A 19,573-nucleotide genomic window follows, 5' to 3' on the forward strand; every position below is an offset into this window, starting at 1 on the left:
GGGACGGCGACGTCCCGGCCCGTGGCCCGGGTCGGTCAGTCCTCGACGAGCTCGACCAGCACGCCGCCGGTGCCCCGGGGGTGGACGAAGCCGACCGTGTGACCAGAGCCCCCCGGCCGCGGTCGGTCGTCGATGACCTGGACGTCCTCGTTCGTGAGGTGGTCGAGCGCCTCGCCCACGGACGTCACGCCCAGGCCGAGGTGGTGCAGGCCGGGTCCGTTGCGCTCGAGGTACCTCGCGATCGGTGAGTCGTCCCGCGTGGCCTGGAGCAGCTGGATCCAGACGCCACCGACGTCGATCATCGCCTCCTCCACGCCGTCGGACTCGACCACCTCGCGATGGTGGGGGGTGAGCCCGAAGGCCCGCTCCCACAGGTCGAGTGCTGCGTCCAGGTCCTCCACCGCGATCGCGATCTGGTCGATGCGCGTGACCTCCATGGCGTCCTCCTCCCGTCCGACCACCGATCCGGCTCGGCCGGGGACCTAGACTAGGAGCCACCGTCCGCCAGGAGCCTCCCCATGCACGAAGCCGTCGTCACCGCGATCGCCCGCACCCCGATCGGCCGGTTCGGGGGTGGCCTGTCGTCGCTGTCGGCCATGGAGCTGGGGGGCCACGCGATCGCTGCGGCGCTCGAGCGGTCCGGGGTCACCGGCGAGGACGTCGACTACGTCGTCATGGGCCACGTCCTGCAGGCCGGCCAGGGCCAGATCACGTCACGCCAGGCCGCCCAGCTCGGTGGCATCCCGCTGGACGTGCCCGCCGAGACCATGAACAAGGTGTGCCCGTCGGGCATGGCCGCGATCGCCCGCGCCGCCTCGCTGGTCATGCTCGGGGAGTTCGACGTCGTCGTGGCCGGCGGCATGGAGTCGATGTCCAACGCGCCCTACGTGCTGGACAAGGCCCGGTTCGGCTACCGGCTCGGCGACGGGACCCTGAAGGACTCGATGATGTTCGACGGGCTGACCTGCGCCTTCGACCACCAGGCCATGGGCGAGGCGACCGAGCACTACCAGGCCGACACCCACGCCTACACCCGCGAGGCCCAGGACGAGTGGTCCGCCCGCTCCCACGAGCGCGCCGCCGCCGCGTGGAAGGACGGGGCGTTCGCCGACGAGGTCGTCCCGGTCGAGGTCCCCCAGCGTCGCGGCGAGCCGGTGCTGGTGGACAGCGACGAGGGCATACGGCCCGAGACGACCGTCGACTCGCTGGGGAACCTGCGTCCGGCGTTCACCCGCGAGGGCACCATCACCGCCGGCAACGCGTCACAGATCTCCGACGGTGCCGCCGCGCTGGTCGTGACCTCGCGCGCCCACGCCGAGGCCAACGACCTGCCGGTCCTTGCGACCGTGGCCGCCTGGGGTGCCACGGCCGGGCCCCTGTCGCTGCTGCCCCAGCCTGCCAACGCCATCCGGGCCGCCGCGGCCAAGCTCGATGCCGACGCGGCCTCGTTCGACCTCTACGAGCTCAACGAGGCGTTCGCGTCGGTGGCGATGGCCGGCACGGCCGACCTGGGCATCTCCGAGGACCTGGTCAACGTCAACGGCGGCGCGGTCGCGATGGGTCACCCGATCGGTTGCACCGGTGCCCGCATCACGGTGACGCTGATCAACGAGCTGCGTCGTCGGGGCGGTGGCCGGGGGGCGGCCGCACTGTGCGGTGGTGGTGGCCAGGGCGATGCCCTGGTCGTCGACGTGGTGGGCTGAGGAGCGCGATGACGGCCTCCTCCCGACCCGGCACGGCGCGACCCGTGCCCGGGCCCGACGACGACCTGGTCGAGCGCCTGCTCGACGGCCAGCGCCGTGCGCTCGCCCGGACCCTGTCCCGGATCGAGGACGGCACGCCGGACCAGCTGCGCGGACTCGTCCAGCGACTCCATCCGATGGGGGGCAACGCCCGTGTGCTGGGCGTGACCGGTGCCCCCGGGGTGGGCAAGTCGACCCTGACCAACGCCCTGGCGACCGCCCTGCGGACACGCGACCGGCGCGTGGCCGTCCTGGCCGTCGACCCGTCGTCGCCGTTCTCCGGCGGCGCGCTGCTGGGGGACCGGGTGCGGATGCAGGGCCACCACGCCGACGAGGGCGTGTTCATCCGGTCCATGGCGGCACGTGGGCACCTGGGCGGGCTGTCGTTCGCCACGCCCCAGGCCGTCGTCGTGCTCGACGCGGCCGGCTTCGACGACGTGATCATCGAGACGGTGGGGGTGGGGCAGTCGGAGGTCGACATCGCCGGCACCGCCGACACCACCCTGGTGGCGATGGCACCCGGCATGGGCGACTCCATCCAGGCGGCCAAGGCCGGGATCCTCGAGATCGCCGACGTGTTCGTGGTCAACAAGGCTGACCAGTCCGGCGCCGGCAAGCTGGAGTCCGAGCTGCGCGGAATGCTCGAGATGGGCCACGCCAGTGGCGCGGTGGGCATCGGTCGGGACGCGTGGTGGCCGCCGATCGTGCGGACCGTCGCCGTCCGGGGGGACGGGTTGGAGGAGCTGGTCTCGGCGATCGACGACCACGGCGCCCACCTCGCGGACACCGGGCTGGGGGAGCAGCGCCGACGCGACCGGGCCGTCCAGCTGGTCCGCGAGCTGGCACTGGCGCGAGTCCGGGCCCGGTTCGAGGTCGGCCCGGGCGACGGCCGGCTCGGCGCGCTGGCCGAGCGGGTGGCCCGCCGGGAGCTGGATCCCTACACCGCGGCGGACCGCTTGCTGGACAACGTCGACGACGGGGCGGCGACCCCGACGGGATCGGTCGGGCGGTGAGCGAGCGCACGCCGTCCGCGGAAGCGGGGGACCAGGGGCCCGAGCCTGCCCTGGCGTTCGACCCGATCGCCGTGGCGCGGGACCACTGGGTCGCCCACGGGTGGGCACTGCCGGACGTCATGACGGCCGTGACCTCCATCGCCCGGGTCCACCAGCTCGTCCTGCGTCGATGCGACGAGGCACTCGCACCACACGACCTGACCTTCGCGCGTTACGAGGTGCTGGCGCTGCTGACCTTCTCGCGCAGGGGAGCGCTGCCGCTCGGCAAGGTCGGGGAGCGGCTGCAGGTGTCGCCCGCCTCGGTCACCAACGCCATCGATCGGCTCGAGGGTTCGGGCTACGTCGAGCGACGACCGCACCCGACCGACGGCCGGGCCGTGCTGGCGGCGATCACGCGGTCGGGACGCCGCACGGTCGCGGCGGCGACCGAGGCGCTGGAGGCCGTGCGCTACGGCGTCGAGGGCCTGGACGACGACGCGGCCCGTCGCGTGTTCGCGACCCTGCGCGCCGTCCGGGCCAGCGCCGGGGACTTCCCGACCGACGCCTGATCCCGGCGTTCGTGCGACGACGGCCGCACCCCCGGGGTGCGGCCGTCGCGTCGAGGTGGTCGCGGTGTTGCCTCAGCGACGCCCGGTGGCGGCGCGACCGGCCACCACGAACGCACCGAGGGCGGCGAGCAGGATGGCCACCGTCGTCAGCCAGGACGTGGTGCTGGCCGTGCCACCGCCGCCGGTCGCGACGCCACCGGTCGGCATGACCGTGTCGTCACTGCCGTCGTCGCCGTCGTCACTGCCGTCGTCACTGCCGTCGTCGTCGCTGTCGCCGTCGTCGCTGTCGCTGTCGTCGCCGTCGTCGCCGTCCTCGGCGCCGTCGCCGTCGTCGAAGTACGACTCGCACGCGATGCCGTCGTCGTCGGCGTCGAGGCCGTTCGGATCACTCGGGTCGTCGTCGTAGGCGGCCTGGGCCTCGGCCTGGGTCGCGAAGTCGTCGCAGTCAAGGTCCTGGGCCGATGCCGCGGTGCCGGTGACGGCGGCCAGCAGGAAGGCGGCCAGCAGCATCAGGAACGTTCGGGTGCGTGTCATGTGGTGTCCTCCATGGCGGACGTCGTCGCTCAACTTTGGCAACAGTAAAGAACACTAGACAACAGAAGTGACGTTGTCGAGTCTTTCATGCACCTCGAGCTCCGCGGTGTCCGGGTGGGAGGATCGCGGCGCGTGCGAGACGTCAGGGTGGGACCGAGCTGGCCTCCGGGTCGAGGGACGCCGTGACCACGAAGTTGTCGAGGTAGGAGCGGGCCGCGCGGTCGAACGCCCCCGAGCACGTGATCAGGACCAATTCGGACGGCGATCGCGTGGCATAGACCTCGTCGGTCGGCAGCGCGGCCTTGGGGTACTGGACGGTGTCGCGGACGCGGAACACCGCGACGGAGCCGTCCTCGCGGGTCACGTCGACCCGCTGGCCGACAACCAGCTCGCGCAGCCGGTGGAAGACCGCCGGGCCGGTCGTGGAGTCGACGTGGCCGACGATCACCGCCGGTGGGGCCTCGGCGTCGCCCGGGGCAGGACCGTCGGCGTACCACCCGGCGAGGTCGAAGTCCTCGGGCACCTGGAGGCTGCCGTCGGGGTTGAGCCCGAGCCGGACCAGCTCCGAGGTGATGCCGAGGTCGGGGATCGCGATCCGGACGGGCTCGGCATGGGGAAGGCCCGCCGGAACCGGTGGCGGCGACGGCGCGGGGGTCGACGGCGCGGGGTCCGGCTCCGGTGGCCTCGCCGTGTTGGCGGGCGTGGTCTCGGTGGGAGGCGCGGGCGACACCGGCGCGAACTGCGGCGTCACCGGGCCCGTGGGGGTCCCGGGATCCTCGATCGTGGCGACGGTGGCGACCGGGGGCAGGTCCCGCCCGCTCGTCGCGGCGACGGCCCCGGCGACCAGCACCGGTGCCGTGACGGTCGTCGCCACCAGCGCGGTCGCCAGGCGTCGTCCGTGGTGGCGCCGCCTGGTCGCGGAGTCGTCGGGCACGAGGTGGCCAGGGTCGGGGTCCGGTCCGGCGGGCGCCGATCACTCGCGAAGGCCGACGTCGGTGCCCGGGCGGCAGGATAGGGACTGACCGGCCCCCACCGGTCGATGTCGTGGTATCCCGACGACCTCGAGATGTGCGGACGGCGTACACAACCTCCGCCGTTTCAAGGCATTCTTGCGCTACTTCTGGCAATGCCTCGACCGAAGTGCTACACCTCGTAGGTGAAACGTCGTACACGGGTGTGCAGCAGGTCGGCGACCGTACGCGTCGCCACGTGGGTGGGAAACCGTCCGATCGGCCTGGCCCGAGGACCGACCCCGACCGATCCGGAGCCTGCCCGCGATGAATCCTGTCGTCCGACTGTCCCGTCCTGCCCGCAGCCTGCTCGTCGTCGTCCTGACGACGCTCGTGGCGCTCGCGCTGGCAGTGCCTGCCGCCCGAGCCCAGGACGCCGACGTCCAGCCCGGCGTCACCTTGCGCGTGTACGACCTGGGCGGGGTGTCGCTGTCGGAACTGTGCACCCTGCGGAGCGGACAGACACCCAACGTCGACAAGTACATGCCGGTCATCGACTACTCGGCCGAGGCCGACTTCGAGATGTCGGACAACTTCATCTCGCACACGATCGCCGACCTGGTCGTGCCGACCGACGGTGAGTACACCTTCCGGCTGACCAGCGACGACGGTTCGCGCCTGTCGCTGGACGGCGAGGTCGTCGTGGACCACGACGGGCTCCACGGCATCGACCCGCCGGCCGAGGGATCGGTCGCCCTGACTGCCGGCACGCACGAGCTCTTCCTCGAGCACTTCGAGGCGGGCGGCGGCCAGCAGGTCACGTTGGAGTGGCAGGCCCCCGGTGCGACCGGCTTCGAACTGGTGCCCACCGAGAACCTGCAGACCCCGAGCGACGTCGTGCGCGTGACCGCCCCCGGGACCAAGTCCTGCGAGGGCGCCACCGACACGCCCGGTGACGGTCTCCGACTGGACGCCGTGCACCCGAACTACGACCTCACCGACCTGCGCCCCGAGGGCTTCGAGCCGATGGTGTCCTCGCTGGCCTGGGACGACGACCGGCTCGTGCTGACCACCTCGGGCGACGTCAGCCCCGGCGGCGGCGTGCCGCCGTCGGAGACCGGTGAGCTGTACGTGCTCGACAACGTGACCGGCGTCACCAGCGCCGACCAGGTCACGGTGACCAAGCTCGCCGACGACCTCCTCAACCCGATGGGCGTCGCCGTCGTCGACGGCACGATCTACGTGTCCGAGCGTGACGGCCTCGTCGCCATGCGCCCCGACACCGACGGTGACGGACTCCTCGAGCAGGAGCAGCTCGCCTCGTGGCCGTTCGGGGGCAACTTCCACGAGTTCGCCTTCGGCCTGCTCCACGAGGACGGCCACTTCTGGGTGAACCTGTCCGTGGCCATCGACGCCGGTGGTGCGACCACCGACCCGCAGCCCGCGGACAACCGCGGGACCACGATCAAGATCGACCCCGACACCGGTGACGTCGAGTACGTGGCCAGCGGCCTGCGCACCCCCAACGGGATGGGACTGGGCCCGGACGGTCAGTTGATGGTGATGGACAACCAGGGGGCGTGGCTCCCGTCGTCCAAGCTCCTGGCGGTCGAGCAGGACCGGTTCTTCAACCACCGCACCAACCCGCCCGGTCCCTTCGACGACCAGCCCGTCACCCGCCCGGTCCTGTGGCTGCCCCAGAACGAGATCAGCAACTCGCCCTCGAACCCCGTGCTGCTCGAGGACGGCCCGTTCGCCGGCCAGATGCTGTTCGGTGACGTGACCTACGGTGGTCTCCAGCGGGCCTTCCTCGAGGAGGTCGACGGGGTCATGCAGGGTGCGGCGTTCCGCCACACCGCGGGACTCGAGGCAGGCGTCAACCGCACCATCGTCGGTCCCGACGGCGACATCTACGTCGGTGGCATCGGCGAGGCCGGCAACTGGAGCGAGGGCGGCAAGCTGAAGTACGGCCTCCAGAAGCTCAGCCCGAACGGCACCAACGCCTTCGACGTCCAGGAGATGCGGGCCACGGCCACCGGCTTCGAGTTCACCTACACCCAGCCCCTGTCGGCCGAGACCGTCGACGCCGTGACCGCCGACCCGGCGACCGCCTACCAGGTCGAGCAGTGGACCTACAGCCCGTCGCCGTCCTACGGCGGTCCCAAGATCGGCGAGGAGTCCCTCACGCCGTCCGCGGCCACCGTGTCCGGCGACGCCACCACGGTCACCCTGGAGATCCCGGGCCTGAAGCGCAACCGTGTCGTGCACGTCCGCTCGCCGCGGCCGTTCACCTCCGACTCCGGCGAGCAGCTGTGGAACACCGAGGCGTGGTACACGCTCAACGAGATCCCCGACGACGAGCAGCCGCTCTTCCACGAGGCCGAGGAGGGGGTCCTGGACGGTGGTGCCGTGATCGCCACCGACCACGCCGCCTACTCCGGTGACGGCTTCGTCGCCAGCGTCAACCAGGCCCACAGCGGCACCCGCTTCCGGGTCGTCGTCGACGAGGCCGGGTCCTACGACCTGGGGGTGCGCTACGCCAACGGTCCCAACCCGTTCTCCGGCGACAAGACCATGCGGATGCGGGTCAACGGCGAGGAGAGCCAGGAGGTGGTCTTCCCCAGCACCATCGAGTGGGGCATCTGGGCGACCCAGCGCGAACGCGTCGAGCTCGAGGCCGGGGCCAACCTGGTCGAGTTCGACGTCGGCCCGGACAGCACCGGGCACGTCAACCTCGACGCGATGACCGTCCGGCCCGCCGGTGAGCGGATCCAGCTGATGGGCGACGGTGCCGACGGCCTGTCCGAGTGGCAGCACACCGATGGACGCGCCCCCGAGTGGCCCGAGGTGTCCGACGGCGTCTACGAGGTGTGCTGTGGCGACCTGCGCACCAAGGAGGCGTTCGGCGACTACTCCCTGCACGTCGAGTTCTGGCTGCCCGAGTTCCCGCCGGACGTGACCGGCCAGGCGCGCGCCAACAGCGGCGTCTACCAGCAGGAGCGCTACGAGATCCAGGTGCTCGACTCGTTCGGCATCGATCCGTTGCAGGACAACGACGCCGCGGCGATCTACACCCAGAAGGCCGCCGACAGCAACGAGGCGACCCCGCCCGAGACGTGGCAGACCTACGACATCGACTACACCGCGGCGCGCTACGACGCCGACGGGAACAAGGTCGCCAACGCCCGGGTCACGGTGACCTGGAACGGCGTGGTCGTGCATGACGACGTCGAGATCACCGGTCCGACCGGGGGCAACCTGCCCGAGGGCCCGGCGACCGGCGCGATCCGCCTGCAGGACCACGGCGACCCGGTCCGCTACCGCAACGTCTGGATCGAGCCCGAGTACAACGCCGTGCCCGACCTGACCGCGACGGCCGAGCCGACCAGTGGCGTCGCGCCGCTCGACGTGGCGTTCACCGCGTCGGCGACCGACCCCGAGGGCACCGACGTCACCTACTCGTGGGACTTCGGCGACGGCTCCGACACCGTCACGACCGCCGACGCCAGCCACACCTACGACACGCCGGGCACCTACCGGGCCTCGGTGACCGCCACCGACGCCGACGGTCGCTCGACGGGCCGTGCCTTCACCATCGACGTCGACCCGGACTGCTCGGGTGACGTCGATCCGAACGACGAGTTCGAGGGTGATGCGCTCGACCTGTGCCGCTGGACCGAGATCCTGCGCGAGGACACCGACCACTACCGGGTCACCGACGGCGAGCTCCAGATCGACGCGCTCGACGGTGACATGCACGGTGGCGCGACCAACGCCGCCAACGTCATCCTCCAGGACGCACCGGACACCGACAGCTGGTCGGCCACGACGCACGTGACCCTGCCGCAGGGCGAGGAGTACGAGCAGGCCGGCATCCTCGTCCACCAGGACGACGACAACTTCGCCAAGCTCATGCTCATGGACGACCCGACCCGCGGGTGGATCGCCGAGTTCGGCCAGACCGTCGGTGGGTCCGCGATCCACGACGGCGGCCTGGACCAGTCCGCGCCGCTGCCCGACGGCATCAACACCGACGGGGTCTGGCTGCGCGTGACCAGCAACGGCATCGGCCTGACCGCCGCATGGTCGGCCGACGGCGAGACGTGGACCTCGTTCGGTCGCACCCGTCCGCTGGACTCCCTGCCGGACCCGAACATCGGGCTGGCCGCCTACAACGGCGATGGCCAGGCCGCCGGGTTCGACTTCTTCCACGTCGGCGACGGCGGCGCGCCTGCCTGCCAGGACCCGACCACACCCGAGGAGGGCTACCGGATGCTGTTCGACGGCACGCCGGCGAGCTTCGACGAGTGGGTCATGGCCGGTCCCGGTGGCTTCGCGCTCCAGGAGGACTGCTCGCTGCTGTCCCAGGGCGGCCTCGGGCTGCTCTACCACCCGGACAGCTTCGAGTCCTACTCCCTGAAGCTGGACTGGAAGCTGGCCGGTGACGACAACGGCGGCGTGTTCGTCGGCTTCCCGAACCCCGGGGACGACCCGTGGGTCGCGGTCGACAACGGCTACGAGATCCAGATCGACGCGACCGACGACCCGGACTCGACCACGGGTGCCATCTACGACTTCCAGGCCCCGGTCGCCGACGCCCGCGATTCCGCGCTGAACCCGCCCGGCGAGTGGAACTCCTACGAGCTGGTCGTGACGGGTGACCGCGTGCGCGTCATCCTCAACGGGGTCGAGGTCAACGACTTCACCAGCACCGAGGACAACCGCCTCGACGGCCTGACCCACGTGGGGATCCAGAACCACGGTGGCGGCGACGAGGTCTTCTACCGCGACATCCAGGTCATGGAGGTCGACACGCCGGACGGCCCGGCGCCCAGCCTCGAGCTGACCAGTCCCGACGACGGCGCCACCGTCGACGGCGACACCGTGACCGTCGCCGGCACGACCGACGGCGAGTCCGTCGACGTGCGGCTCGGGACGCAGCTGTGGGAGGTCACCCCGACCGACGGCGAGTTCAGCGTGGAGGTGCCGGTCGAGACCGGCGGAAACGACCTCACGGTGTACGCCTACGCCGAGGACGGCACCTCGACGGTCGCCACGCGCAGTGTCATGGCCCGCAACTACGGCGAGTTCGTCGGTTCGCTCGACGACCCGGCCGGTGACGACGACGGTCCGGGCAGCTACGTCTACCCGTCCAACGAGGTGTTCTCCGACGGCGTGTTCGACCTCACCGGCATGGAGGTGTACCGCGACGGGGACGACTACCGGTTCGTGGTCAGCATCGACGGCCCGGTCACCAACCCGTCCGGTTGGGGCGGCGACGAGATCGCCCTCCAGCGGGTCAACGTCTACGTGGGTGAGGGTGGGGGTGACGCCCAGGCAGCCCTGCCCGGCACCAACATGGACACCGAGTCGTCCTGGGAGTCCACCGTGGTGATCCACGGTCGGTTCGACCAGGCCGGCGTGTGGGCGCCCGACGGCACCAAGATCGCCGACGGCGAGCTCTTCGCGGTCCCCGAGACCAACGAGTTCGGTGTCGTGGTGCCCGCCAGCGCCTTCGGTGACCTCGACCTCGACAGTGCCGCCTACGGCACCGCGATGTTCATCGACGCCGAGGGTGGCGAGGGCATCGGCAACGTCCGGCCCGTCTACTCCCTGGAGTACTGGGAGAACCCGCCCGCGGGCATGGGCTACATCAACGAGTGGCGCCCGGGTGGCGGTGCCGGCGAGTGGGACTCGAGCCCGTCGCACGACACCGACACCAGTGACCCCAACGCCCTCGACGTCATCGTCGGACCCGGCCAGGACCAGTCCGTGGTCCTGGACTGGACCATCGACTCGCCCACCCAGGTGCCGATGCTGGCGCTGGACGGCGCGCTCGAGCCGCTGACCCTGGACGTGTCGGTCGACCCGGCCGACCCCGACGGACAGGACGGCTGGTACGTCTCGCCGGTCACCGTCACGGCGACCAGCACCGACGACGCCACGATCGAGTTCTCGGTCGACGGCAGTGAGTGGGTCGCCGACGAGGACGGTGTCCTCGAGGTGACGGCCGACGGGTCCCACACCGTGGAGGTCCGCGCCGTCCGTGGTGACGAGACCACAGAGGTCGAGACCATCAGCATCGACCTCGACGGCACCGCGCCCGAGGTCGACGTGGACGGGATCACCGACGGGGCCACCGTCGGGTCCTCCGACGTCGTCGACGTGGCGGTCGACGCCACCGATGCCACGTCCGGCGTGGCCGAGGTCGTCGTGACGGTCGACGGTGACGAGGTCGCCTCGGGTGACGCGCCACACTCACTGTCGCTGCAGGCCTGGGACTGGTCGCTCGGCGAGCACGTCCTGACCGTCGAGGCGGTCGACGTCGCGGGAAACAGCGTGGTCACGGAGGTGACCTTCACGATCGAGACGTCCCTGGACGACCTCCAGGCCCACCTGGACCGGCTGGCCGACCAGGGCGAGCTCGACGACAAGGACCACCGCTGGATGACGCGCAAGGTCGAGCTGGCCGAGCGCATGGACGACCGCGGCAACGTGGACGCCTACCATGACCAGCTCGAGGCGCTCCTCGGCTGGGCCGAGCGACTGGACTCCGCGGACGCGCGTGACCTGCTGGTCCGCGAGCTGGAGGGGCTGCTCGACCAGTCCTGAACACGTCCCCCACCGGTCGCCGCGTCGTGCCTGCACCACGGCCGGCGCCGGTGGGGGACACCGCCACGTCGGCCCGGACACCACCTCGGTGTCCGGGCCGACGGCCGTGTCACCCACGTGATGGGCCGACCGACCGGCAATTTCCTTTGACGTCGAAATAGTTTCGACGTACGGTGGTGGTCCGTCCAGCCCAGGAGCCCCCGTGGCGACCGACCCCCATCCCGGCACCCCCGACCGCTCCGATGCCGAGCGCGTCGACCCCGCCGACGGGCCGGACCGCGTGGCCTGGGAGCAGGCGTACGCCCGTGCGGGGGAGCGTGACGCCGACTTCACGACCCTGTCGGGCATCCCGCTGGAGCCGCTGTACGGCCCCCACAACACCGAGGTCGACTTCGACCGGATCGGCTACCCCGGCCAGGCGCCCTACACCCGCGGCGTCTACGCCTCGATGTATCGCACACGGCCGTGGACGATCCGCCAGTTCGCCGGGTTCGCCGATCCCGACGAGACCAACAAGCGGTTCCACGACCTCGTCGATGCGGGCCAGCACGGGCTGTCGGTCGCCTTCGACATGCCGACCCTCATGGGACTGGACTCCGACGACGAGCGGTCACTGGGCGAGGTCGGCCACTGTGGTGTCGCCATCGACACGATCCACGACATGGAACGGCTCTTCGAGGGCCTGCCGCTGGGCGACATCACGACGTCGATGACCATCAACGCCCCGGCCGTGACCCTGTTCGCGATGTACGCGGTCGCGGCGGAGCGCCAGGGGTTCTCGCTCGACCAGCTGGGCGGGACGCTCCAGACCGACATCTTCAAGGAGTACATCGCGCAGAAGGAGTGGCTGTTCCCGCCCCAGCCGCACCTGAGGCTGATCGGCGACCTGATCGAGTTCTGCACCCGCGAGGTTCCCCGCTACCACCCGGTGTCCATCTCGGGCTACCACATCCGCGAGGCCGGCTCGACCGCGGCACAGGAGCTCGCGTTCACCCTGGCCGACGGCTTCGCCTACGTCGAGCTGGGCATGTCCCGTGGCCTGCACCCGGACGAGTTCGTGCCACGCTTCTCGTTCTTCTTCGACGCCCACCTCGACTTCTTCGAGGAGATCGCCAAGTTCCGGGCCGGTCGCCGGATCTGGGCACGGTGGATGCGCGAGCGCTACGGCGCCACGGCCGAACGTGCCATGCTGATGCGCTTCCACACCCAGACCGCCGGGGTCAGCCTCACCGGCCAGCAGCCGGACAACAACATCGTCCGGACGGCCATCGAGGCGCTCGCCGCCGTGCTGGGCGGCACCCAGTCCCTGCACACCAACGCGCTGGACGAGGTGCTCGCCCTGCCCAGCGACCACGCCGCCAAGGTCGCGCTGCGGACCCAGCAGGTGATCGCCGAGGAGACCGGTGTCACCAACGTCATCGACCCGCTCGGGGGATCGTGGTTCGTCGAGTCGCTGACCGACGAGATGGAGCGTCGGGTCGAGGAGATCTTCGCCACCATCATCGACATGGGCGACGACGGCACCGTGACCTCGGGGCTGTTGCGGGGCATCGAGGACGGCTGGTTCATGTCCGAGATCGCCGACGCGGCCTTCACCTTCCAGAACCGGGTCGAGAAGGGCCGGTTCCGACAGGTCGGGGTCAACGCCCACGTCGACGACGACGACGAGGAGCTCGACATCCTGCGGATCTCCAACGAGGTCGGTGAGCGCCAGGCCGTCCGGGTCGCCGAGGTCCGCGCGAACCGCGACCAGGCACGCCACGCCGCCGCGATGGAGGCCATGGTCGCGGCCGCCGGGACCGACGCCAACATGCTCGAGCCGATCATGGAGGCCGTGCGTGCCGACGCCACGGTCGGCGAGATCAGCCGGGCCCTCCAGGACGTGTGGGGGACCTACTCCGAGGTGCCGCGGCTGTAGCCAGTCGGCCGGGTCCGGTCAGGCGGGCTCGGCAGCCCCACGACGAACGACGCGCCGCCACCGGGATCACCGGGGGCGGCGCGTTCGAACGTCGTGAACGGCGGGTGGCCGGTCATGCTGGCGACGTGGCTGGGCGGGGCCGGGATCGGCTCAGGCGGCCATCGCGGCCGGAGCCATCGGGGTCAGCGAGTTGGCACCGGGAGCGTGGTGGGCGACCTGGTCGCCGTTGCGCAGGACGGCCTCGCCGCCGCAGGAGCAGGCGACCACGGTCAGCACGCCGTGCGCGGTGTTGGCGTGCTCGCGGATCGCGTGCACGTCCACGAGACGGGGGGTGTCGGTGTCGGGGCAGGTGATGAGGAACATGGCGTACCTCCGGGTTTCGTGTCGGGCGGGTGCATGTCTGTCGGTTGTCGTTCCGGCTCCGGCACCCACTGTGGCGAGACCGATCGTCCCTGTCCATCGAATGTTTGTGCAGGGTTCGTGTAGAATCACTTCATGATTGATCCACGCCGTCTCCGCTTCCTGGTCGAGGTCGACCACTGGGGGACCGTCACTGCCGCCGCCGAGTCGTTGGGCTACTCACCCTCGGCCGCGTCCCAGCAGTTGGCCGCCCTCCAACGCGACCTCGACGTCGAACTGCTGGTCCGTGACGGCCGCAACGTGCGGCTCACCCGGGCGGGTCGAGCACTGGTCGACGCCGCCGACGGGGTGTTCGACGCGCTGGAGACGGCCGAGACCGCCACCCGCCGTGCCGCGGCAGCCTCGACCGGCGTCGTCCGGGTCGGCGCGCTGGGCTCCACGATCGTCGACCTGGTCCCGCTGGCGGTGGCGTCGCTGGAGCGGGACGAGCCCGAGCTGGGCCTGGAGGTGGTCGACCTCGGGGACGCCGTGCTCGACGCGTTGCGCAACCGGCGGATCGACCTCGCCGTCGACCACCACTGGTCCAACGTGCCGGACCGCGCGATCGACGGGCTGTCGGTGATCGAGCTGTGCCGCGAGCCGGTCTACGTGGTGACTCGCGAGGACGTCGACCTGACCGACCCGCAGGTGCGGGCGGAGGGGGCGTGGATCGACCACCCGTGCGTGCAGTGCGGTCCGGCGACCCGGGCCGTGATCGCGTCGCTGGGGGCCGAGGACCCCCGCATGCAGTTCACCACCGACGACATGACCGTGATGCTCCACGTCGCGGCGCTGGGCTCGGCCATGACCGTCGTGCCCGGCCTGGCCTGCCTGCACCTGCCGGATGGCGTGCGGGCCTGGCGGGTGCCCGGGGTCGATCGCCAGATCGGGGCGTTCGTCCGGGACGTCGGGGTCGGCGATCCCGGCCTGGAAGCCGTGGCCAGCCACCTCGCCGCCGCCGGCGCCTCCCTCGAGGACCGTTTCGCCACCATCGACGCCACCCTCCTCACCCTCCCCACCTGATCCTCCCCCCGGCCCCACCTCCCCCCGGCCCCACCTCGCCCCGGCCCCACCTCGCCCCGACCCCACCTCGCCCCGACCCCCACCCCTCGCGCCGCACCACCAGGCGATGTGAGTTCGTCGCGGCGATGTGAGTTCCACGCATCCTCGCGTCGAACTCACATCGGGACGCGCAACCCACATCGCGTGCGGGGTCGACGAGGGGGTGGAGGGGCGTGCGGAGGAGTCGGTTTTCCACAGTCCGTCGGAGCGGGGGCCGCCAGGCTGGCAGGACCGGGCAGGCTCGCGCAATGCTGCTGTGGAAGTCCGTCCTCGAACTCGCCGCCCGCCAGGGCGGTCGCATCACGATCCAGCAGGTCACGGAACTGGGGGTGCTCGCGTCGACCTTCACCCGTCGTGGCAGCGAAGAAGGATGGACTCGCGAGAGCCGGGGTGTCTGGCGGATGCCGGGTGCGCGGACCGATCGCCTCGGGCGGTTGTGGGCCGCGGTCCTGGCCTGCGGGCCGCAGGCCATGGTCACCGGTGCCGACGGGCTGTGGCTCCGAGGCGTCGGCCGTGCTCCCCGGACACGGCCCCGGATCGTGACCCCGATGGAGACCCACGCGGCGCGGCACCTGCGCTCGCGGGCGAAGGTGATCAGCAGTCGGACCCTGCGTCCCACCGACGCCGGCGCGGCGAAGGGCCTCCCGTGCGCCCTGGCCACGCGCTGCTTCGTGGACCTGGTGATCCCGCCGACGCCGTCCGCCGCCGACGTCCGCGACCTGCTGGTCACCGCGCGGCAGGCGCGTCAGGTCGACGTCGCACGGCTGCAACAGAGCATCCGCCAGGCACGAGGTGTCCCGGGTCTGCCGGTGTTGCGCCGGGCGGTGGCCGACGTGCTGGACGTCGAGGCGGACTCGCCGTTCTCCGATCGTGTGCACCGACGCCTCCTCCGCGAGGGCCTGCGTCCCGATCCCGCCCCCACGCCGGTGCCCACGCATCGACGCACGCTGCATCCCGACATCACCTTCACCGATGAACGGGTGGCGATCGAGTGCGACTCGATGCTCGCGCACAGCGAACAGCGGGAACTGATGGTGGACAATCGGAAGGACCGCGCCTACTCCCGGGCGGGTTGGGAGCCGTTGCGGATCGGGACGTGGGAGTTCGATCGCCACTGGGGGGACTTCCTCGACGACCTCCACGACGCCCTCGCCGGCTGATCCCTTCATTCGGGTCCCGTCACGAACCGCCCACCTCGCCGAGGCGTCTTCGAGTTCGGTCCGCAGGGCGTGATGTGAGTTCGTCGCGGCGATGTGAGTTCCACGCACCCTCGCGTCGAAGTCACATCGGGGCGGGCAACTCACATCGCGAAGGGGTGACGGTCGAGGTGAGGCGGTGCGGGGTGGTCGCCGCAGATCGGAGGGTGGAGGGCGCGGGTGGGTTGGACTGGTCCGGGGCGGGGGTCCTAGCATCGATCGGGTGCCGGTGGCAGTGATGCTCGACAACGGGGTCGGGGTGACGGTCAGCGGCTCCCGGTGGCCGGGACCGACCGCCACCGTCTCGTCTGCCGAGCCGACCCCGAGGAACCTGCCGTGTCCGACAACGACGTCCAGGTGGACGATCCCCAACTCGCCGCGGTCGACACCGCCCTGCGGGCCGACATCCGCCGGCTGGGGTCCGAGCTCGGACGCAGCCTGCTGCGCCAGGAGGGACAGGACCTCTTCGAGCTCGTCGAGGAGGTCCGTCGCCTGACCCGGGACGGTGCCGACGGCGACGACGGGGCGCGCGACGAGCTGCGTGACCTGCTGGCCGACACCGACACGGTCGACGTCATCCGGCTGGTCCGCGCGTTCACGGCCTACTTCCACCTCGCCACCGTCGCCGAGCAGTCCCACCGCGTGGAGCTGCTCCGGACGCCCGACGAGTCCGGTCGGGGCTGGTTCGCCGCGACCGTGGACCGGCTCGCCTCGTCCGGCCTGCGCGAGGACCAGATCGCGGCGGTCCTGCACGACCTGGAGGTCCGGCCGGTCGTCACCGCCCACCCCACCGAGGCGTCACGCCGATCGATCCTGTCCAAGCTGGCCGCGATCGGTCGACTGGTCGAGCAGCGCCGAGACCCGCGGTCGACCTCGACCGACCGCGCCCGGGTGGACCGGCGCACGGCCGAGCTGATCGACCTGCTGTGGCAGACCGACGAGCTGCGGCTGCAACGACCCCGCGTGGTCGACGAGGCCACGTCGGCGCTGTTCTACGTCGAGCAGACCCTCCGCGAGGTGTTGCCCGAGCTGCTCGACGACGCCAACGCCGAACTGTCCCGGCTTGACGTCGCGTTCACCCCGGACATGGCCCCGATCCGGTTCGGCTCGTGGGTCGGCGGCGACCGGGACGGCAACCCGTTCGTCACCCCCGAGGTCACCGACCACGTGCTGGCCGTGATGCACGACAAGGGCATGGACCTGGTCGAGCAGGTGCTGCGCGACCTCGGCACACGACTGTCGCCGTCGGTGCGCATCCGGCCGGCCAGTGGCGAGCTGCTGGCCAGCCTCGCCGGCGACCGTGCCGTCATGGGCCAGGTCTGGAAGCGGCTCGCCCACCTCAACGCCGAGGAGCCCTACCGCCTCAAGCTGTCCTACTGCCTCGAGCGCCTGCGGGCCACCCGACGTCGCCACGAGGCCGGCCTGCCGCATGGCGACGGCATCGACTACGCCGACGCCAGTGGGCTGATCGCCGACCTGGGCCTGATCCGTGACTCGCTGGCCGAGCACGGTGGTGACCTGGTCGCCTCCGGCATGGTCGAGCGCGCGATCCACGTGGTCAACGCGGCCCGGTTCCACATGGCGATCCTCGACATCCGCGACCACGCCGACGTCTTCCACGACCTTGTCGCCGAGCTGTGCGAGCTCGACGGCATCGACTACCCCGACGACAAGGTCGCCCGCCAGGAACTGCTGGCCGGTGAGCTCGACCAGCGCCGCCCGCTGTCGTCGCCCACCACGGTGGTGTCCGACGGGGCCGGCCGCACCGCGCAGCTGTTCACCAACCTGCGCCGCGACTTCGATCGCTACGGCGAGGGCATCGCCGACACCTGCATCGTGTCGATGACCAAGGGACCCGACGACGTGCTGGCCGCCGCGGTCAGCGCGCGCGAGTCGGGGCTGGTCGACATCCACGCCGGCGTGGCGCGGCTGGGGTTCGCCCCGCTGCTCGAGACCGTCGACGAGCTGCACGCCGCCGGGACCATCCTCGACGACCTGCTGTCGATCGACGCCTACCGGTCGATCGTGTCGCTGCGTGGCGACGTCCAGGAGGTGATGCTGGGCTACTCGGACTCCAACAAGGACGGGGGGATCGTCACCAGCCAGTGGTCGATCCACACCGCGATCCGTGCCCTGCGTGACACCGCGGCCCGCCACGGGGTCCGGCTGCGGCTGTTCCACGGTCGTGGTGGCTCGGTCGGGCGTGGCGGTGGTCCGGCCCACCAGGCGATCCTCGCCCAGCCCTACGGGGCGGTCGGCGGCTCGGTCAAGCTGACCGAGCAGGGCGAGGTGATCTCGGACAAGTACCTGCTGCCGGGCCTGGCACGCGCGAACCTCGAGCTGGTGCTGTCGTCCACCCTGGAGGCGGCCCTCCTCCACACCGAGGCACGGCACGACGCCGCGACCCAGGTGGACTACGACGAGGTGATGGACACCGTCTCGTCGTCGTCCCGGGCGGCCTACCGCCGGCTGATCGACGACGAGTCCCTGGTCGACTACTTCGTGACCTCGACCCCGGTCGACGAGCTCGGTTCCATGAACATCGGCTCGCGGCCGGCCAAGCGATCGACCACCGGCGCCGGACTGGACGCCCTGCGGGCGATCCCGTGGGTGTTCGGCTGGACCCAGTCACGCCAGATCGTGCCGGGCTGGTTCGGCATCGGCACGGGGCTGCGGGCCGCCCGGGAGGACGGCCACGGTGACCTGCTCGCGACCATGGCCGACGAGTGGTGGTTCCTGAAGGCGCTGCTGTCCAACGTCGAGATGACACTCGCCAAGACCGACCTGCGGATCGCCCGTCGCTACGTCGAGCGGCTGGTCCCGCCCGAGCACCAGCACCTGTTCTCGATCATCGAGGACGAGTACGACGTCAGCGTGGAGGAGGTCGGACGGCTGACCGGCAACGACGTGCTGCTCGGCGACCACCCGGTGCTCGCGCGGACCCTGACGGTCCGTGACCTGTACCTCGAGCCGCTCCACGCCATGCAGGTCGAACTGCTGGCCCGGACCCGCGGCGACGACGCCGAGGACCGCGCCCGCGACCGGGCCCTGATGCTGACCATCAACGGCATCGCCGCCGGCCTGCGCAACACCGGCTGAGGCCGGGGGCGCCCACCGGCGAGTGGTGGGGCTGGCACACTGGTGGCCCGTTCGACCGGAGTCGTCCATGCCCGCCGCACCCACCCGCCGTCGTCCGTCACGCCTGCTCGGACTGGTCACGCTCGCAACCGCCGTGGCCGCACTGGCCGGGTGCGGGGCCGTCGGGGACCAGGTGGGCCAGCTCAGCGACGACGTCCGCACGCGCGCGGCCAGCGAGCTCGACCAGGCCGTCCAGGACCAGGTGGACCGGGCCCTCGAACAGTTCGGGGGGAGCGTGGACGTGGATCGTCTCTGCGAGCTGATCGCCGACGACCGCCTGACCGCGGGTGAACGGGGCCGGCTCGAGGTGGCGGTCGAGGTGGGCGAGGCACTCGGCCTGCCCGAGTCCGTGACGTCGGCGGGTCGACAGGTCCTGGACACCACCGACGGGGCGACCGACCGGGTCGGCGACCTCGCGACGGCGTGCGCCGAGGCCGGCGCCGACCCGACGGGCTCCTGAC

General features: G+C 71.4%; 13 protein-coding genes and 2 pseudogenes. 11 read left to right on the forward strand and 4 right to left on the reverse strand.

Features of this window, described 5'->3' with window-relative positions:
- Nucleotides 1-35 precede the first annotated feature (35 nt).
- Complete coding sequence (mce, locus tag KR546_RS08885) at nucleotides 36-437, reverse strand: methylmalonyl-CoA epimerase (protein WP_238444351.1); 402 nt, start codon at nucleotides 435-437, stop codon at nucleotides 36-38.
- A gap of 81 nt (nucleotides 438-518) precedes the next feature.
- Here mce and KR546_RS08890 point away from each other — a divergent pair, with 81 nt between their 5' ends.
- From KR546_RS08890 to KR546_RS08900, 3 genes are read left to right on the forward strand one after another with little or no spacing between them, the layout of a single operon-like run.
- Nucleotides 519-1,703, forward strand: a complete 1,185-nt coding sequence (locus tag KR546_RS08890; RefSeq protein WP_238444352.1) for an acetyl-CoA C-acyltransferase — start codon at nucleotides 519-521, stop codon at nucleotides 1,701-1,703.
- Nucleotides 1,704-1,711: 8 nt separating this feature from the next.
- Nucleotides 1,712-2,755 carry a methylmalonyl Co-A mutase-associated GTPase MeaB gene (gene meaB / locus KR546_RS08895; protein ID WP_238444353.1) on the forward strand — a complete coding sequence of 348 codons (1,044 nt, stop codon included), beginning with the start codon at nucleotides 1,712-1,714 and terminating at the stop codon, nucleotides 2,753-2,755.
- Complete coding sequence (locus KR546_RS08900) at nucleotides 2,752-3,303, forward strand: MarR family winged helix-turn-helix transcriptional regulator (protein WP_238444354.1); 552 nt, start codon at nucleotides 2,752-2,754, stop codon at nucleotides 3,301-3,303. Before meaB ends, KR546_RS08900 begins: the two co-directional genes overlap by 4 nt.
- Before the next feature lie 72 nt (nucleotides 3,304-3,375).
- Here KR546_RS08900 and KR546_RS08905 read toward each other — a convergent pair whose 3' ends face one another.
- Both KR546_RS08905 and KR546_RS08910 read right to left on the reverse strand, forming a co-directional pair.
- On the reverse strand, nucleotides 3,376-3,837 hold the full coding sequence (locus tag KR546_RS08905) for an excalibur calcium-binding domain-containing protein (RefSeq protein WP_238444355.1): 462 nt from the start codon (nucleotides 3,835-3,837) through the stop codon (nucleotides 3,376-3,378).
- Nucleotides 3,838-3,979: 142 nt separating this feature from the next.
- Nucleotides 3,980-4,771 carry a class F sortase gene (locus tag KR546_RS08910; RefSeq protein WP_238444356.1) on the reverse strand — a complete coding sequence of 264 codons (792 nt, stop codon included), beginning with the start codon at nucleotides 4,769-4,771 and terminating at the stop codon, nucleotides 3,980-3,982.
- 343 nt (nucleotides 4,772-5,114) lie between these two features.
- Between KR546_RS08910 and KR546_RS19925 the strand changes: the two are divergent.
- The 4 genes and pseudogenes from KR546_RS19925 to KR546_RS08925 all read left to right on the forward strand — a co-directional run.
- A pseudogene (locus tag KR546_RS19925) lies at nucleotides 5,115-8,357 on the forward strand (3-keto-alpha-glucoside-1,2-lyase-like domain-containing protein); the annotation flags it as partial.
- Nucleotides 8,358-8,435: 78 nt separating this feature from the next.
- Nucleotides 8,436-10,562: pseudogene (locus tag KR546_RS19930) on the forward strand (3-keto-alpha-glucoside-1,2-lyase-like domain-containing protein); the annotation flags it as partial.
- A 39-nt stretch (nucleotides 10,563-10,601) separates the two neighbouring features.
- Entirely contained in the window at nucleotides 10,602-11,399 is a 798-nt protein-coding gene (locus KR546_RS19935; protein WP_420804248.1) for an Ig-like domain-containing protein, read from the forward strand.
- A gap of 202 nt (nucleotides 11,400-11,601) precedes the next feature.
- Nucleotides 11,602-13,317: an acyl-CoA mutase large subunit family protein gene (locus tag KR546_RS08925; RefSeq protein ID WP_338019126.1), complete on the forward strand. Its 1,716-nt coding sequence runs from the start codon at nucleotides 11,602-11,604 to the stop codon at nucleotides 13,315-13,317.
- 150 nt (nucleotides 13,318-13,467) lie between these two features.
- On the opposite strand, the gene KR546_RS08930 is transcribed toward KR546_RS08925, so the two are convergent.
- A complete protein-coding gene (locus KR546_RS08930; protein ID WP_238444357.1) occupies nucleotides 13,468-13,680 on the reverse strand; it encodes a hypothetical protein in 213 nt (70 codons plus the stop codon).
- A 132-nt stretch (nucleotides 13,681-13,812) separates the two neighbouring features.
- On the opposite strand from KR546_RS08930, the gene KR546_RS08935 reads away from it, so the two are divergent.
- From KR546_RS08935 to KR546_RS08950, 4 genes are all read left to right on the forward strand, one after another.
- Nucleotides 13,813-14,739, forward strand: a complete 927-nt coding sequence (locus tag KR546_RS08935) for a LysR family transcriptional regulator (RefSeq protein ID WP_238444358.1) — start codon at nucleotides 13,813-13,815, stop codon at nucleotides 14,737-14,739.
- A gap of 287 nt (nucleotides 14,740-15,026) precedes the next feature.
- Entirely contained in the window at nucleotides 15,027-15,938 is a 912-nt protein-coding gene (locus KR546_RS08940; protein WP_238444359.1) for a hypothetical protein, read from the forward strand.
- 372 nt (nucleotides 15,939-16,310) lie between these two features.
- The gene (ppc, locus tag KR546_RS08945) at nucleotides 16,311-19,073 is read left to right on the forward strand and encodes a phosphoenolpyruvate carboxylase (protein WP_238444360.1); all 2,763 of its coding nucleotides are present in this window, start codon (nucleotides 16,311-16,313) and stop codon (nucleotides 19,071-19,073) included.
- 67 nt (nucleotides 19,074-19,140) lie between these two features.
- Nucleotides 19,141-19,572, forward strand: coding sequence for a hypothetical protein (locus tag KR546_RS08950; protein WP_238444361.1), 432 nt, complete (start codon nucleotides 19,141-19,143; stop codon nucleotides 19,570-19,572).
- The last annotated feature ends 1 nt before the right edge of the window (nucleotide 19,573 follow it).

Source organism: Salsipaludibacter albus (assembly GCF_019798055.1).
Lineage (GTDB): Bacteria > Actinomycetota > Nitriliruptoria > Nitriliruptorales > Nitriliruptoraceae > Salsipaludibacter > Salsipaludibacter albus.

Bases quoted from the DNA above. Each gene is read 5' to 3' on its own strand.
- mce (WP_238444351.1), bottom strand. From the start codon at position 437: ATGGAGGTCACGCGCATCGACCAGATCGCGATCGCGGTGGAGGACCTG.
- KR546_RS08905 (WP_238444355.1), bottom strand. From the start codon at position 3,837: ATGACACGCACCCGAACGTTCCTGATGCTGCTGGCCGCCTTCCTGCTG.
- KR546_RS08950 (WP_238444361.1), top strand. From the start codon at position 19,141: ATGCCCGCCGCACCCACCCGCCGTCGTCCGTCACGCCTGCTCGGACTG.
- KR546_RS08940 (WP_238444359.1), top strand. From the start codon at position 15,027: ATGCTGCTGTGGAAGTCCGTCCTCGAACTCGCCGCCCGCCAGGGCGGT.
- KR546_RS08935 (WP_238444358.1), top strand. From the start codon at position 13,813: ATGATTGATCCACGCCGTCTCCGCTTCCTGGTCGAGGTCGACCACTGG.
- meaB (WP_238444353.1), top strand. From the start codon at position 1,712: ATGACGGCCTCCTCCCGACCCGGCACGGCGCGACCCGTGCCCGGGCCC.
- KR546_RS19935 (WP_420804248.1), top strand. From the start codon at position 10,602: ATGCTGGCGCTGGACGGCGCGCTCGAGCCGCTGACCCTGGACGTGTCG.
- KR546_RS08890 (WP_238444352.1), top strand. From the start codon at position 519: ATGCACGAAGCCGTCGTCACCGCGATCGCCCGCACCCCGATCGGCCGG.
- KR546_RS08930 (WP_238444357.1), bottom strand. From the start codon at position 13,680: ATGTTCCTCATCACCTGCCCCGACACCGACACCCCCCGTCTCGTGGAC.